15 protein-coding genes are annotated in these 13,989 nt (G+C 65.4%); 8 read left to right on the forward strand and 7 right to left on the reverse strand.

The annotated features are described in order from the left end of the window. Positions 1-13 precede the first annotated feature (13 nt). From AC1DMY_RS17470 to AC1DMY_RS17480, 3 genes are read right to left on the reverse strand one after another with little or no spacing between them, the layout of a single operon-like run. Positions 14-1,612 (reverse strand): DHA2 family efflux MFS transporter permease subunit, encoded by a 1,599-nt coding sequence (locus tag AC1DMY_RS17470; RefSeq protein ID WP_477166140.1) that lies wholly within the window; start codon positions 1,610-1,612, stop codon positions 14-16. Continuing rightward, on the reverse strand, positions 1,609-2,712 hold the full coding sequence (locus tag AC1DMY_RS17475; RefSeq protein WP_477166141.1) for an HlyD family secretion protein: 1,104 nt from the start codon (positions 2,710-2,712) through the stop codon (positions 1,609-1,611). The genes AC1DMY_RS17470 and AC1DMY_RS17475 overlap by 4 nt, the downstream gene beginning before the upstream one ends. Beyond that, complete coding sequence (locus AC1DMY_RS17480) at positions 2,709-3,248, reverse strand: winged helix-turn-helix transcriptional regulator (protein ID WP_477166142.1); 540 nt, start codon at positions 3,246-3,248, stop codon at positions 2,709-2,711. Before AC1DMY_RS17480 ends, AC1DMY_RS17475 begins: the two co-directional genes overlap by 4 nt. 206 nt (positions 3,249-3,454) lie before the next feature. On the opposite strand from AC1DMY_RS17480, the gene AC1DMY_RS17485 reads away from it, so the two are divergent. Together AC1DMY_RS17485 and glk are read left to right on the forward strand one after the other, a co-directional pair. Then, complete coding sequence (locus AC1DMY_RS17485; RefSeq protein WP_477166143.1) at positions 3,455-4,156, forward strand: SDR family oxidoreductase; 702 nt, start codon at positions 3,455-3,457, stop codon at positions 4,154-4,156. A gap of 158 nt (positions 4,157-4,314) precedes the next feature. Then, the gene (gene glk, locus AC1DMY_RS17490; protein WP_477166144.1) at positions 4,315-5,334 is read left to right on the forward strand and encodes a glucokinase; all 1,020 of its coding nucleotides are present in this window, start codon (positions 4,315-4,317) and stop codon (positions 5,332-5,334) included. A gap of 23 nt (positions 5,335-5,357) precedes the next feature. Here the strand turns inward: glk and AC1DMY_RS17495 are convergent, their stop codons facing one another. After that, complete coding sequence (locus AC1DMY_RS17495; protein ID WP_477166145.1) at positions 5,358-5,666, reverse strand: hypothetical protein; 309 nt, start codon at positions 5,664-5,666, stop codon at positions 5,358-5,360. A gap of 302 nt (positions 5,667-5,968) precedes the next feature. Between AC1DMY_RS17495 and AC1DMY_RS17500 the strand changes: the two genes are divergently transcribed. Both AC1DMY_RS17500 and AC1DMY_RS17505 read left to right on the forward strand, forming a co-directional pair. Then, positions 5,969-6,652, forward strand: a complete 684-nt coding sequence (locus AC1DMY_RS17500; protein WP_046971182.1) for an HAD family hydrolase — start codon at positions 5,969-5,971, stop codon at positions 6,650-6,652. Between the two features lie 174 nt (positions 6,653-6,826). Beyond that, positions 6,827-7,153, forward strand: coding sequence for a hypothetical protein (locus AC1DMY_RS17505; RefSeq protein WP_477166146.1), 327 nt, complete (start codon positions 6,827-6,829; stop codon positions 7,151-7,153). Between the two features lie 121 nt (positions 7,154-7,274). Here the strand turns inward: AC1DMY_RS17505 and AC1DMY_RS17510 are convergent, their stop codons facing one another. The 3 genes from AC1DMY_RS17510 to secB all read right to left on the reverse strand — a co-directional run bounded on the left by AC1DMY_RS17510 (position 7,275) and on the right by secB (position 11,976). Further along, on the reverse strand, positions 7,275-10,292 hold the full coding sequence (locus AC1DMY_RS17510) for a DEAD/DEAH box helicase (RefSeq protein WP_477166147.1): 3,018 nt from the start codon (positions 10,290-10,292) through the stop codon (positions 7,275-7,277). A gap of 146 nt (positions 10,293-10,438) precedes the next feature. Continuing rightward, positions 10,439-11,467 carry an NAD(P)H-dependent glycerol-3-phosphate dehydrogenase gene (locus AC1DMY_RS17515; protein ID WP_477166148.1) on the reverse strand — a complete coding sequence of 343 codons (1,029 nt, stop codon included), beginning with the start codon at positions 11,465-11,467 and terminating at the stop codon, positions 10,439-10,441. A 17-nt stretch (positions 11,468-11,484) separates the two neighbouring features. Continuing rightward, on the reverse strand, positions 11,485-11,976 hold the full coding sequence (secB, locus tag AC1DMY_RS17520; RefSeq protein ID WP_477166149.1) for a protein-export chaperone SecB: 492 nt from the start codon (positions 11,974-11,976) through the stop codon (positions 11,485-11,487). 310 nt (positions 11,977-12,286) lie between these two features. Between secB and rpmB the strand changes: the two genes are divergently transcribed. From rpmB to AC1DMY_RS17540, 4 genes are all read left to right on the forward strand, one after another. After that, complete coding sequence (gene rpmB, locus AC1DMY_RS17525; protein ID WP_046971178.1) at positions 12,287-12,523, forward strand: 50S ribosomal protein L28; 237 nt, start codon at positions 12,287-12,289, stop codon at positions 12,521-12,523. Positions 12,524-12,533: 10 nt separating this feature from the next. Beyond that, positions 12,534-12,701, forward strand: a complete 168-nt coding sequence (gene rpmG, locus AC1DMY_RS17530) for a 50S ribosomal protein L33 (protein WP_008211962.1) — start codon at positions 12,534-12,536, stop codon at positions 12,699-12,701. A 143-nt stretch (positions 12,702-12,844) separates the two neighbouring features. Further along, entirely contained in the window at positions 12,845-13,393 is a 549-nt protein-coding gene (locus AC1DMY_RS17535; RefSeq protein ID WP_477166150.1) for a DUF4166 domain-containing protein, read from the forward strand. Continuing rightward, complete coding sequence (locus tag AC1DMY_RS17540; RefSeq protein ID WP_477166151.1) at positions 13,383-13,796, forward strand: thiol-disulfide oxidoreductase DCC family protein; 414 nt, start codon at positions 13,383-13,385, stop codon at positions 13,794-13,796. The genes AC1DMY_RS17535 and AC1DMY_RS17540 overlap by 11 nt, the downstream gene beginning before the upstream one ends. The last annotated feature ends 193 nt before the right edge of the window (positions 13,797-13,989 follow it).

Here is a 13,989-nt window from a genome sequence, read left to right on the forward strand (position 1 = left end):
TAAAGAAATCGAATCAGTGCGCATCGGCGGACGGCGCAGCAGGAGGCGCCACCTTGCGCATCAGTGGCACCATCGCCGTGGCGACCACGAAGCACAGGCCAATGGCGAGGAAGGCGTCCGCGTAGGAAAGCGTCTGCGCTTCGCGATACGCCAGCTGCCACAGCTGATGCAGCGAACCGTTGGCAGCGTCGTCGACGTTCTGGCCGAGCTCGGCGATATGGCCAGTGGTCTGCGCCAGCCAGCCGTTCATCGCTTCGTTGCTCGTATTGAGATGCTCCGACAGGCGATAGAAATGCAGGTTGGTGCGGTCATTGAGGATGGTCGCGCACACCGCAATACCGATCGCGCCGCCAAGGTTGCGCATCAAATTGAACAGGCCCGAGGCGAGCTTCAGCCGGTTCGGCGCGAGGCCACCCAAGGTGAGCGTCACCGCCGGCGGCACCGCCAGCTGTTGGGCCATGCCGCGCAAGGCCTGTGGCAGCAGCAGTTCGTGCGCACCCCAGTCATGGGTGATGGGCGTGAAGTCCCACATGGAGATGGCGAACACGGCCAGCCCCGCCATCATGATCCAGCGCAGGTCGTAGCGCCTGGCCAGAAAGGTATAGAGCGGAATGCTGAGGATCTGGAACACGCCGGTGGAAAACACCGCCTCGCCGATCTGCAGCGCGCTGTAGCCGCGCACGCGCCCCAGAAACAGCGGCGTGAGATAGATGGTGGCGAACAGGCCGATGCCGGTGACGAAGGAAAAGAAACAGCCCAGCGCAAAATTGCGATCGCGCAAGGCGCGCAGGTCCACCACCGGATGATCGTAAGTCAGGCTGCGCGCAATAAAGCCCACGCCAGCCAGCCCCGACAGCCACGCCGTGGTGAGGATCACCTGGTCGCTGAACCAGTTCCAGCGCGGACCTTCTTCCAGCGTGTATTCCAGGCAACCGAGAAAGATCGCCAGCAGCACCATGCCGAGGTAGTCGGCATTGCGCAGCAGCGAGTAATCCGAGCGGTCGATGTTGACCAGCATCGGCACCGCCACCGCGACGAAGATGCCCGGCACCAGGTTGATGAAGAACAGCCAGTGCCACGAGGAGTGATCGGTGATCCAGCCGCCCAGCGTAGGCCCGAGCGTGGGCGCCAGCGAGGCGATCGCGCCGATGGTGGCTGCCGCAATCACGCGCTGCTTGTTCTGGAAAAACACGAAGGCGGTGGTGAACACCATCGGGATCATCGAGCCGCCCAGGAAACCCTGCAGCGCGCGGAACACGATCATGCTCTTGATGTCCCAGGCCATGCCGCACAGCATGCTGGTGATGGTGAAGCCGATGGCAGAGGCGGCGAACAACCAGCGCGTGGACATCACGCGCGACAGCCAGCCCGACAGGGGAATCACCACGATTTCAGCAATCAGATAGCTGGTTTGCACCCAGGCGGTTTCATCCGCGCCGGCCGACAGCCCACCGCCGATATCGCGCAGCGACGCGGACACGATCTGGATGTCGAGCAAGGCGATGAACATGCCCACGCACATGCTGGCGAAGGCAAACACTTTTTGCGCGACGCTGAGCGCGGCCGGATCGATGGGCCCGCTCAGCGGTGCGCTGGCGGCTTGGGCGCTCATGGCGTAGCGGTCCTGCTGCGCGTGTCCACGTCAGCCACCACGGAAAGTCCGGGGCGCAGCACGCCCAGCTCATCGTCCTTGCTGTCCAGCACCACGCGCACCGGTACACGCTGCACCACCTTTGTGAAGTTACCGGTGGCGTTCTCCGGCGGCAGCACGCTGAACTGCGCACCGGTAGCCGGCGCGAGACTGGCGAGGTGACCATGGAACACGCGGCCAGGCACCACGTCTGCGCGGATTTCCACGGACTGTCCGGCGGTCATGCGTGCAAGCTGGTCTTCCTTGAAGTTGGCATCTACCCACAGGCCATGCGCGGGCACCACCGACAGCAACTGCGTTCCCGCCGCGGCATAGGCGCCGGTGCGTGCACGTCGGTTTCCCACGACACCGTCTATCGGCGCGCGCAGCTCGGTATAGCCTTCGTTGAGCCGCGCGATGTCCTGCTCGGCCTTGGCCTGTTGCAAGGCGGCGCGTGCCTGCTGCTTCTGCGATTCGATCACATCGATCTGGCGTTGCGCGGCGACCAGCGAGGCATCGGCCTTATCCGAACCGGCGCGCGCCGTCTTATAGGTGGCATCAGCGCGCTGTGCACTTTCGATCGACACCGCCGAGCGGCTGGAGAGATCGCGGTAACGCGCTTCGTCGTCACGCGAGCGCTGCGTTTCGGCAGCAGCCGCCGCCACGCTGGCCTGCGCCTGGCGGATCACCGCCAGCTGCAGTTTTTCAGTGGCATCGAGATTGGCAAGCAAGGCTTCCTGCGCAGCCACGGCACCATCGGCCTTGGCGAGCGCGGCGCGATAGTCGCGATCGTCGATCTTCACCAGCAGATCGCCAGCGTGCACCACCTGGTTGTCGGTCACCGCAACCTGCGTGATATAGCCCGGCACCTTGGGGCCGATCACGGTCACGTCGCCACCGACATACGCATCGTCGGTGTCTTCGATAAAGCGACCCACGCTCCACCAGTGACCGCCATAGACGACACCGGCGATCACTGCCGCGCCGATGGCGAGTCGGAGCAGCTGTTTCTTTCGACTGCGGGGAGCGGATTCCGTAACGGCGGGTGCGTCCGCTCGCTCGGCAACGGTGACGGCATTCATGGGAGTGACTCCGGAGACTTGGGATGGGAAAGGGTTTGCAGGGCTTGCGCCCGTGAATTCCTGAATTCGATGCGCGCACGCATGCGCTCGCTGGCGGCAGGGCCGGCGCGCATTTCGTGGCGTTCGCGGGTAATGGGTTCGCCCGTGTGGCGATCGACCAGCACCGGTTCGACGATGTGCCCCAGCTGGCGGTCGACCAGCTCGATGGCGTGGCCTTCCTCGGCGAAGTGCCGGTTGCCCCAGGCCATCATCGCCAGCAGCACCGGACGGAAATCGCGGCCGCGCTCGGTGAGGACGTATTCGTGGCGCACCGGTCGGGTGCTGTAGCGACGGCGCTCCAGCATGCCGGTTTCCACCAGCATCGCCAGGCGGCGGCTGAGGATGTTCGGCGCGATCCCCAGGCTGGTCTGGAAATCGTCGAAGCGCGTGAAGCCATAAAAGGCGTCGCGCAGGATCAGCATGCTCCACCACTCGCCGACCCGGTCCAGTCCGCGGGCGATCGGGCATTGCATGTTTTCGGCGGTGGTGTGGCGCACGCTGGCGGCCTCAACTTCATTAGATGATAAGCATCATATAAATGGTAACTTGCGAAATGCAAGTGACTTTTTGTGAGGACGGCGTGAAAGGCACCGGTGCAAAAAAACTTCGGACGTACCCTTGAAACTCGCGAGTACGCGAATTATATGATTTAGGTCATATAACGAAACGCCGTTCTCCTCTCCCCGCTACCGGACACACCATCATGAAAATCCAGGGTTCAACCGTCTTCATCACCGGCGCCAACCGCGGCCTCGGTCTCGCCTTCGCCAAGGCCGTGCTGGCCGCCGGAGCGCGCAAGGTCTATGCCGCTGCGCGCGATCCGTCCACCGTCACCCTGCCCGGCGTCGTGCCGGTCAAGCTCGATGTGACCAACCCGCAGGACGTGGCCGCTGCGGCGAAGCTGGCTGCGGACGTGGACATCGTGATCAACAACGCCGGCATCACTGGCGGCACCCCGCTGCTGGACGCGACCGATGGCGAGAGCAGCCTGCGCCGCATCATGGAAACCAATCTGTACGGCGTGTACGCGGTAAGCGCCGCGTTTGCCCCGGTGCTGAAGAAGAACGGCGGCGGCGCCCTGGTGAATATGTTGTCCGCGCTGAGCTGGCTGAGCCTGGACAGCACCAGCGCCTACTCGGTGACCAAGGCCGCCGCATGGGCGCTAACCAACAGCCTGCGCATCGAGTTGCGCGGACAGGGCACGCAGGTGCTCGGCATCCATGCCGGCTATATCGACACCGACATGGTCAGCCACGTCGACGCGCCCAAGACCAGCCCCGCCGATATCGCTGCCCGCACGCTGGAAGCGCTGGAGCGCGGCGACTCTGAAGTGCTGGCGGACGACACCGCCAAGCACGTGAAGGCAGGCTTCGGCGCTACGCCCGCGGCGTATCTGGGCGGCTGATCCGCAGCCGCATCGCGCAAGTCCATGCGCTGGACACCGGTGGACGGCCATAAGGCCGTCCATTCGGTCGCGAATGGCAGGCTTACGTTGCAGCGCAGTACTGGACGAAAAAGCCCGAGGGAGTCACGCTTACCGTCTCCCCAAGTGCAGGACCGTCCATGAGAACACCCGCCCGTGCCGCCCCGACCTTGCTTGCTGACCTTGGCGGTACCAACGTGCGATTTGCACTGGCCGATACGAGCCGTGCGAATCCGTTGATGGAGGACAGCGTGCGTCGCTACCGGGTCAAGGATCACGACTCGCTGGCCGAAGCCATGCGCGAATACTTCAAGGACACGGGGTTCACCGCACAGCGCGCGATCATCGCCGCCGCCGGTCGCGTCAGCGAAGGCGAAACGGTGAAGGTCACCAATAATCCCTGGCAGGTCGCGGCGCATGCGCTGCAAGCCGAGCTGGGCATGGAAGCGGTACACCTGGTCAACGATTTCGCCGCGCAGGCGATGGCCGTGCCGCTGCACACGCATGATCAGCTGTCCTCGGTCGGCCCGCAGCCGATCACCGAACTGGGCACGCGCGAATCACAGACCTTTGTGGTGGTGGGTCCGGGCACCGGCCTTGGCGTGGCTGGCCTGATGCGCCGCGAAGGTCGCTGGATGGTGCTGGAAACCGAAGGCGGCCACGCCGGCTTCGCTGCGCACACCACCGAAGACGTGGAAATCCTGCATCGCCTCAACGCGCGTTTCGGCCGCGTCTCCAGCGAACGCATGATCTGCGGCAACGGCCTGGTGAATCTCTACCTCGCCCTGGCCGACATCGCCGGCCAGCCGCCGGAGGAATACACGCCCGAAGACATTACCGCGCGCGCCGAGTCAGGCAGCGATCCGTTGTGCGTACGCACGGTGGAAACGCTCGCCGGCATTTTCGGCAGCGTGGCAGGCGACCTGGTGTTGAGCCTGGGCGGCTGGGATGGCGTCTATCTCACCGGCGGCATGCTGCCGATCCTGCTGCCGTGGCTGAAGCATGGCGGTTTCCGCGAGCGCTTCGAAGCCAAGGGCCGCTTCCGCGAAACCATGGAACAGGTGCCCACCGTGGCCATGATGCATCCGGATCCGGGTTTGCTCGGCGCCGCCGCACTGGCAGTGCTCGACGCCGGCAAAGCGCTGGTGCCCAACGGCTGAGCGTCGTCAGCCGTTGGCCGTGCTCAACGGTATTGGCGCGTCACCACGAGCTTGCGTCCGCCGTCGGGCCGATCGGCAAAATAGTCGAGCATGGCGACGCCCGTAGCGTGTCGGGCGGTCGCCGTGTTTTCCACATAGGCAGCGCGCGAGCTGCCCCTGCCGCAACTGCGGTCGCCGCCATTGCTACCCAGTGGCGCGAGACCCGAGCTGCAGGCCTGCTGCACGATGCGGCCGGTGAAGTAGAGATGCGCATAGCCCTCTTGCGCACCGGCCGTAGTTGCAACCATGCATGCCGCCAAGCCTGCCGCGGCGATCAGCCTGTTCCTGTTCATGAGATTCCCCTGTTCGCGATGGTGGTGTCGTCGCGCGTGCGATCTGCCGGGGATGTCCACGTGGGCGATGGTCGCCAGGAGCGATGAGCCATCCAGCGAGCGCACTCCGCCCTGCGACAACGTGCGCTCCCCGCCCCCGGCGGGAGTCGCTAGTTCGACGACACCTACGTTAGGCAGCCGGCGGGAAGTTTTCTGTCAGGCAATGCGAGGCCTACATCGGGCCGTGCGTTGCATCACGCTTCCAGGGAGCGCGCTGAACGAGTGCTACGCTTTAGCACCCTCCCCCAGCTCGAGTGCCTCCCATGCCACGCAGCGACACCGCCTTCCTGTTTGATCTCGACGGCACGCTGGTCGACAGCGTCTACCAGCACGTGCTCGCCTGGAAGGAAGCGCTCGATCGCGAAGGTGTCGAGTTGTCGGTGTGGCGCATCCATCGCAAGATCGGCATGAGCGGCGGCCTGTTCGCCAACATACTGCTGCGCGAAACCGGCATCGAAATCACCGAGGAACGCCTCACCCGTCTGCGCACCTGGCACGCCGAGGCGTACAACCGCCAGGCCACGCAAGGTTCGGTTCGTCCGCTGCCGGGCGCACGCGAGCTGCTGGCCTTCCTCACTGACGCTGAAATTCCCTGGGCCATCGCCACCAGCGGCCGCATGACCACCGCTGCGCACAATCTCGAAGCGCTCGGCGTGGATCCATCGAAAGTACCGGTGGTGACGCGCGACCAGGTACGCCACGCAAAGCCCGATCCCGATCTTTTCATCGCCGCTGCGCAGCGTCTCGGCATCGACATCCACTACAGCCTGGTCATTGGCGACAGCATCTGGGACATGCTCGCCGCGCAGCGCGCCCGCGCGCTCGGCGTGGGCTTGCTGTCCGGTGGCTATGGCGAGGAAGAGCTGGAAGACGCTGGCGCGTTTCGCGTGTATGAAGATCCGGCGGACCTGCTGAAGCACATCGACGAAGTGGTGGCGCGCAGCTGAGAGCGAGGAGTGAAGGAAGAGGAGTGAGAGAGAGCGTGCCTGCTTTTCTCTCACTTCTCACTCCTCTCCACCCACTCCTGTCTTTTAACTCGCTCCTTATGTTTTCCGTCGATTCATCGCCCCGCAAGCACTTGCGCTAGTCTCGGAAGAGGATCCGTAACACCCGGAGGGCTCATGCGCCGTTTCCTCGCCCTGCTTCCCCTGGCACTGCTCGTGGCGTGCTCGCCGTCGTCGCCACCGCCCGAGCAGAAACCACCCGCGCCCAAGGCCACGGCGACCAGCACGCCCGACAATGCCGAACTCGGCTCCCCGCAATGGTACGAATGGGTCGACGACCGCCTGCACATCACCGACGACGGCCACGGCCCCGACCGCGGCTCCTCGGAATGGAACACCGCCGTGCAACACAAGCTGGGCCAGGAGGCTCCGCAATCACCGCTAGGGTCGCCGCAATGGCAGCAGGCAGTGGATGCGCTGTTGCGGACGCGGCCGGCGCTGTAACGAGCCAGTTTGTGGGAGCGCACCCTGTGCGCGACAAGCCTACGGAGCGGTACACCCAAGCGTGGCAGTCGCGCACAGGGTGCGCTCCCACAGTTGGGGGTATTGAGGCGTCAGCGGCCGATCAACCCGGCGCCAACAACGCATCCAGATCCGACTGATCGAAACTCAACTTCTCCCGCGTACCGCCACCCTCAAGCACCGCCTCTGCCAGCTCCGCCTTGCGCGCCTTCAACTCCTCGATGCGCTCCTCCACCGTGCCGCCGGTGATCAGGCGGAACACGAACACCGGCTTGTCCTGGCCGATGCGATGGGCACGGTCGGACGCCTGCGCTTCCGCTGCCGGATTCCACCATGGGTCGTAATGGATCACGGTGTCGGCTGCGGTGAGGTTGAGGCCCACGCCGCCAGCCTTCAGCGACAGCAGGAACAAGGGCACCTCGCCTTCCTGGAACTGCCGCACCGGTTCGGCGCGGTCGCGCGTTTCGCCGGTGAGCGTGACGTAACGGATGCGATGGCGATCCAACTCGTGCGCGATCAGCTTGAGCATTTCGGTGAACTGCGAGAACAGCAGCACCTTGCGGCCTTCCGCCAGCAACGCAGGCAGCATGTCCATCAGCAATTCGAACTTCGCCGAATCGCGCACGCCGCGCGCCGCTTCCAGTTTCACCAGGCGCGGATCGCAGCAGACCTGGCGCAGCTTCAACAGCGCATCGAGCACCACGATGCCGCTGTGCGAGATGCCGCGCTGCGCGATGACCTCGCGCAGTTCTTCCGCCAGCGACAGGCGCAGGCTTTCGTAGAGTTCGCGTTGACGACCCTCGAGGATCACACGACGCGTGATCTCGGTTTTCGGCGGCAGCTCGCTCGCCACCTGCGATTTGGTACGTCGCAGGATGAAGGGTGCAAGACGACGATTGAGTCGATCCTGGCAATCGGTATCGCGATGTCGTTCGATCGGCACGCGATAGTGGCGGCGGAACGCACCTTCGTCGCCGAGCAGGCCGGGCACCGAGAGATCCACTTGCGACCACAGCTCGCCGAGGTGATTTTCCAGCGGCGTACCGGTGAGGCAGATGCAACGCGGCGCGCGCAGGCTGAGCACGGCACGGCGTGCCTGCGTGCGCGGGTTTTTCACCTGCTGTGCTTCGTCCAGCACGATCAGCGAGAACGGCTGCTTGCGCAGCGACACCACGTCGCGCGGCAACAGCGCGTAGCTGGTGAGGATCAGATCATGCGTGGCGATCTGCGAGAAGTCGCCACTGCGCTGCGGACCATGCAGGGCCAGCACGCGCAGTGCCGGCGCAAAGCGCGCCACTTCCGCAAGCCAGTTCGGAATCAGGCTGGTGGGCACCACCACCAACGCCGGTTCGGTCAGCGCACCGCTGTCTTTCAGCGACAGCAGATGGGTGATCAGCTGCAGCGTCTTGCCCAGGCCCATGTCGTCGGCGAGCACGCCGCCCACGCCGGCTTCGGCGAGCGCGTTGAGCCAACGCAGGCCTTCGCGCTGATAAGGGCGCAGCTCGACGGTGAGGCCTTCGGGCACCACATCGCTGGCGCGCTCGGCTGCATCGCGCAGACGCGCCGTGAATCCGCGCAGGGCGTCGGGAGCGACGAGCTCACCGCCGGTGGGCAGCGCCTCGACCAGTTCTTCCAGGCGGCCGGCCTGCACGCGCGGCAGATGAAGCTTTTTGCGCGGACGCTCGAGGTATTCGGCGAGCGGCGCCAGCAGCCCGCGCAGTTCCTTCAGGCGCACGGGCACGCGGCGACGTTCGTCGACCGGCGCGTACCACACGGCGTCTTCCGGCTCGTTCGGTACCGGGCTGAGGTTCAACTGGTGATCGGCCAGCGCCTGCGCCACGGCGGGCAGCAGGTTGTGGCGCTTGCCTTCCACTTCGATGCCGATCTCCAGGTCGAAGGCGTGGTCGTCGGTGTCTTCCACCGCATTGCCGTACCAGCGCACCGGCCCTTCGAGCACTTCGAACGGAAAGCTCGGCGCGTAGTCGAGCACGAAGCCTTCCCCTTCCAGCTTGGGACGCAGCGCCAGCCAGCGTGCCGGCGTGTTCACTTCCAGCGCGCCCGCATAGCCTTTGCCGGGGAACAGCCAGGCGTCCTCGGGCAGCGTGTCGGCGAGATCCCAGGGCAGGCCTTCGGTATCCACGCCGGGCGTGAGGCCGGCGCGCTCGAGCTGTTCCATCGCCGAGAGCTCTTCCGCACGGCGGCGGATGATTTCCACCAGATGGCCATTGCGCACGCGACGCACCAGCGGTTCGCCACCGCGACCCGGTAGACGCTCGCCCGCGTAGTCAAAGTTGAGGCGCGCATAGGCCAGCGGTGGCGTACCTGCGGCCAGGCGGGCATGGCGGGTGAGCGCATGCAGGGTCAGTACCGGCTTGGGCGACAGCTCCGCACGACGCAGCTCGCCCAGCACCTGCGGCAACGGCAGGCGATGTGAAAGGCGGCTACCCGGCAGCGCGTCGCGCAGTATCTGGCTGTACTCGTGCTTCAGCGCCGGCAGGTCGAGCCAGGAGGTTTCTTCCAGCGGCGCATCCAGATGGCCCATCTCGGCACGCTCGGCATCGAGGTACCACAGCGCGTCGATGCGCAGCACGCGATGGTTGGCCGGCATGCACGGCATCAGGCGCTGGCTGCCGTCGTTTTCCAGATGCCATTGCCAGTTGAGCTGATGACCCTTGCCGCGCGACAGGCGCAAGCCGGCCAGGCCACCGAGGAAGCACGGTGTGGTGTCGAGGATTTCCGCCAGCAGCGCATCGCCCACATGGCCGGACAGGCGCGCGTAGGTGCGGCTCTTGCGCAGGGTCTGCGGCAGGCCGAGCACGGTCGCGGCCAGGCGCTGTTCGTGCGGCTGCAGTGGCTGTTGCGACAGGTGTTTGCTGTCGAACGGCGTCGGGCGCACGTAGCGGGTCTGATCGGCCATCGCCAGCAGCACTGGGGCCACATCGACATGCGCGTAGGCCACGCCCTCTTCGGGCACCACGTCGAGGAAGAAGCCCAGCACCAAGGGCTCCGCCGGCGCGAGCGGTGCCGCTTGCGCGAGCAGCTTGCGCCAGACGCCGGGCAGCGGCTCGCTGACGCCAGCGTCGTCGCGTTGCGTGTGTCGTTTATCGTCCGGTGACTGCATGCGCATTCGATCCAGGGCGACCAAAAGATTCAGCTTAGCAAGGGTCTTGCGTGCGTGCGCGTCTCACGCACCGGTTTTTTCAAACCGATGCGCGTTTGGATGACGGAACCGTTCAGCGTGGGCGCCGGAACGATCGAGCAACGGGCTTACACCGTCGGTGTAAACAGGCCGTGCGGATATTCCGGCTTCTGCTCACGGCTCATCAGCCGCTTGAGTCCTTCGGCCGGCGTCACCTCGCCATGAAGCACGGCGCGCACGCCGCTGCTGATGGGAAGATCCAGGCCGTGCTTGGCGGCCAGTCGCGCCACTTCGTCGGCCGTGAGCACGCTTTCCACCACCTGGCCGATCTCGCGCACGGCCTCGTCGATGGCCTTGCCGCGACCCAGCGCGAGACCGAGGCGACGGTTACGCGAAAGATCGCCGGTACAGGTGAGCACGAGATCACCCAGGCCAGCGAGACCCATCAGCGTTTCCGGACGCGCACCCAGCGCCATGCCCAGCCGCAGCATTTCGTTCATGCCGCGCGTGATCAGGCCCGCTCGCGCGTTCAGGCCCAGATCCATGCCGTCGGCCACGCCGGTGGCCACGGCCAGCACGTTCTTCATGGCGCCACCGAGCTCGGCGCCAAGCACGTCGCTGCCGGAATAGGCGCGGAAGTTGGGCGCGTGCAGGATCAGCGCCATTTCATGCGCGAACGCGGCGTCGTCCGAATGCACGGTGACGGCGCTGGGCATGCCCGAGGCCACTTCCTTGGCGAACGAAGGGCCGGTGACGACCGCTGCCGGGCGACCCGGGAAGCGCTCAGCCACCAGTTCATGCAGGAACCGGCCGGTGCCCGGCTCAAAGCCCTTGGTCGCCCACGCAATGCGGGCGTCGGGCTCCAGGTACGGCGCCAGCTCCTCCAGCATGGAGGCGAAGGCATGGCTGGGCACCACGATCAGCACGACCTGGGCCCCGCGCACCGCGGCGGCCAGATCGGCTTCGTAGACAAGCTCAGCCGGCAGCTCGACGTCGGGCAGGTAGCGCTGGTTGCAATGGGTTTCAGCCATTGCCTTCAGCGCGGAGGCGTCACGCCCCCACAGCCGGGTCGGCACCTGGTTGCGGGCGGCCAGGGCCGCCAGGGCGGTGCCCCAGGAGCCGGCACCGAGTACGGCCAGGGTCGAACGCTCAACCATGAGCACAGACTCTTGGATTAGCTGTTGAGCGTCGGGACGGCGCTGCCGCCGAGGATGCGGCGCTGCTGTTCGGCATACAGCGCGTCGAAGTTGATCGGCTGCAGCAGGAACGGCGGGAAGCCGCCTTCCAGCACCAGCGACGACAGCATCTGGCGGGCGTACGGGAACAGCAGGTTCGGGCAATAGCTGTTGAGGATGCCGGCCAGGTCATCTTCCGAGAAACCGGCGATGCCGAACACGCCGGCCTGGTGCACTTCGGCCAGATAGGCGGTGCGGTCGTTCAGCGAGCAGGTCAGGGTGAGGCTCAGCACCACTTCGTACAGGTCGTTGCCCATGTCGGCGGACTTCTGGCCCAGGTTGAGCTGGACTTGCGGCTGCAGGTCGCCCTCGCCCACTTCCTGGAAGATCTGCGGGGCGTTGGGCGCCTCGTAGGAAACGTCCTTGATGTAGATCTTCTGCAGCACCAGCTGGGGCTGGCCGGCCTGGCCGTTGGCGGAAACGTCTGCCATGGGGTATTCCTCGTAAGTGTTCGGTGCGTGAAAACGCAAAGGGTTTAATTGTTCCATACATCCCCGCGGCCCGCCATGCGCCCGGAGCCTATGTTGAGCAAATATTGCGCACCGGCCTGTTTTTCTGGGAGAATAGCCGGCTCGACCATGCCGACCCGATTCATCGGGCACGTCCGCCACGCGATGCGGACCTCACGGCAGGCGCGAAAAAGCACCATCTCCAGCATCGCGAGGCCTTGTGCCGCTGGGCCGATGCCGCCCTGGCTAACGGGTGGCAAACGCGCCTTTGGGCGCCTAACAGGAGGTCATCATGGCCCGTATTTGCCAAGTCACCGGAAAGGGTGTGCAGACTGGTAACAACGTCTCGCACGCAAACAACAAAACTCGCCGCCGCTGGTTGCCGAACCTGCATGAGCGCCGCTTCTGGGTCCCGAGCGAAAACCGCTGGGTGAAGCTGCGCGTTTCCAACCATGCCCTGCGCACGATCGACAAGAACGGCATCGAAGCCGTCCTCGCCGACCTGCGCTCCCGCGGCGAAAAGATCTGAGGATTGAGCCATGGCTAACAGCAAGCAAGACAAGATCCGCCTGATCTCTTCGGCCGGCACCGGCCACTTCTACACCACGCAGAAGAACAAGAAGAACACCCCGGAAAAGTTCGAGTTCAAGAAGTACGATCCGGTGGTTCGCAAGCATGTGATCTACAAGGAAGGCAAGATCAAGTAAGCCTTCGGGTTTAGTTGACGCTTCCACGAAGAACCCGCCGCGAGGCGGGTTTTTTGTTGGGCCCCTTTCGCGGATGGCCATCCCGCGTGAAGCAAAACGCACACGCTTGCCCTCGTCCGTCCGGTTCCCGATGATGGTGTGGCATGCCATCAGCTACCGCCCTGTTCCGCTCGCTGCTGGATACCGCCGACTGGGCCTCCCTGGCGCCGGCGGTGCAACGCATGCACGCCAAGGGCAGGGTGATCCACGCCAGTGGCGAGGCCGACGTTGACGGTGCGCGCCACGCCTTCGCGCGACTGCTGCGGCGCCTGCTGACGCTGCCCGAACCCGGCCGGGGCCAGCACATCGCACTCACCATCGAGCGTCATTCCACCCACGAGCAATGGACCCGGCGCTTCGCGCGCGGCTGCATGCGCTCGACCTTGCATCCGGGTGGACCAACCTCGCTGCGGGAAGCCCTGGGCCCCGTGGCACTGCACTTCACGTTGCGCCGCGACGACGATGCGATCGACTGGCAACTGTGCCGTGTCACTCTGCTCGGCCTACCTCTGCCGCGCATGCTTTGCGGCCAGGTGCTGTCGCGCAGCGGCGCACAGGATGGCCGCTATACCTTCGACATCGATGTGCGCCTGCCCTTGCTGGGACAGTTGATTGCCTACCGCGGTTGGCTGGAGATCGACCATGTCCTCTGAATTCGATCATCCCGTGATCGTCTTCGACGGTGTATGCGTGCTGTGCAGCCGATGGGTGGATTTCATCCTGCGCCACGACCGAACCGGGTGCTTCCGACTGGCGGCCATGCAGGGGACGCAAGGGCGCGCCCTGCTGCTTGCGCACGGACTGTCACCCGACGACCCCACCTCCTTCCTGCTGGTCGACGACGGCCACGGTTACAGCGATACGGATGCCATCGCACGCGTCCTGCACCGCCTGGGCGGCCGCTGGCGTGGGGTCGCTGCCGCATTGCGCGCGGTACCCAGGCCGCTGCGCGATCCCGCGTATCGCTGGATCGCACGCCATCGCTATCGCTTGTTCGGCCGGCGCCAGCAGTGTCGTCTGCCTGAGCCGGAGCAGGCCTGGCGATTCATCGACTAGCCCCTGTGGGAGCGCACCCTGTGCGCGACAGCAACGCTTGGATGTATCGCTCCGTTGGTTTGTCGCGCACAGGGTGCGCTCCCACAGTAGCCCTGCAGTTCTCGGCTCCGGCTTTTGGCATCGGCTCTTGGCTCTTGGGGGTCCCCGTATGACGCGGCGGGCGGGTGGAGGAAAGCCCGAAGGGTGGCCGCAG

This window comes from Dyella sp. 01L423, from assembly GCF_056399945.1.

Excerpts from the sequence above, each read along its gene's own strand:
- AC1DMY_RS17515 (WP_477166148.1), bottom strand. The coding sequence starts at position 11,467 with ATGGTTGAGCGTTCGACCCTGGCCGTACTCGGTGCCGGCTCCTGGGGC.
- AC1DMY_RS17475 (WP_477166141.1), bottom strand. The coding sequence starts at position 2,712 with ATGAATGCCGTCACCGTTGCCGAGCGAGCGGACGCACCCGCCGTTACG.
- AC1DMY_RS17505 (WP_477166146.1), top strand. The coding sequence starts at position 6,827 with ATGCGCCGTTTCCTCGCCCTGCTTCCCCTGGCACTGCTCGTGGCGTGC.
- secB (WP_477166149.1), bottom strand. The coding sequence starts at position 11,976 with ATGGCAGACGTTTCCGCCAACGGCCAGGCCGGCCAGCCCCAGCTGGTG.
- rpmG (WP_008211962.1), top strand. The coding sequence starts at position 12,534 with ATGGCTAACAGCAAGCAAGACAAGATCCGCCTGATCTCTTCGGCCGGC.
- glk (WP_477166144.1), top strand. The coding sequence starts at position 4,315 with ATGAGAACACCCGCCCGTGCCGCCCCGACCTTGCTTGCTGACCTTGGC.
- AC1DMY_RS17510 (WP_477166147.1), bottom strand. The coding sequence starts at position 10,292 with ATGCAGTCACCGGACGATAAACGACACACGCAACGCGACGACGCTGGC.
- AC1DMY_RS17495 (WP_477166145.1), bottom strand. The coding sequence starts at position 5,666 with ATGAACAGGAACAGGCTGATCGCCGCGGCAGGCTTGGCGGCATGCATG.
- rpmB (WP_046971178.1), top strand. The coding sequence starts at position 12,287 with ATGGCCCGTATTTGCCAAGTCACCGGAAAGGGTGTGCAGACTGGTAAC.
- AC1DMY_RS17485 (WP_477166143.1), top strand. The coding sequence starts at position 3,455 with ATGAAAATCCAGGGTTCAACCGTCTTCATCACCGGCGCCAACCGCGGC.
- AC1DMY_RS17535 (WP_477166150.1), top strand. The coding sequence starts at position 12,845 with ATGCCATCAGCTACCGCCCTGTTCCGCTCGCTGCTGGATACCGCCGAC.
- AC1DMY_RS17500 (WP_046971182.1), top strand. The coding sequence starts at position 5,969 with ATGCCACGCAGCGACACCGCCTTCCTGTTTGATCTCGACGGCACGCTG.
- AC1DMY_RS17470 (WP_477166140.1), bottom strand. The coding sequence starts at position 1,612 with ATGAGCGCCCAAGCCGCCAGCGCACCGCTGAGCGGGCCCATCGATCCG.
- AC1DMY_RS17540 (WP_477166151.1), top strand. The coding sequence starts at position 13,383 with ATGTCCTCTGAATTCGATCATCCCGTGATCGTCTTCGACGGTGTATGC.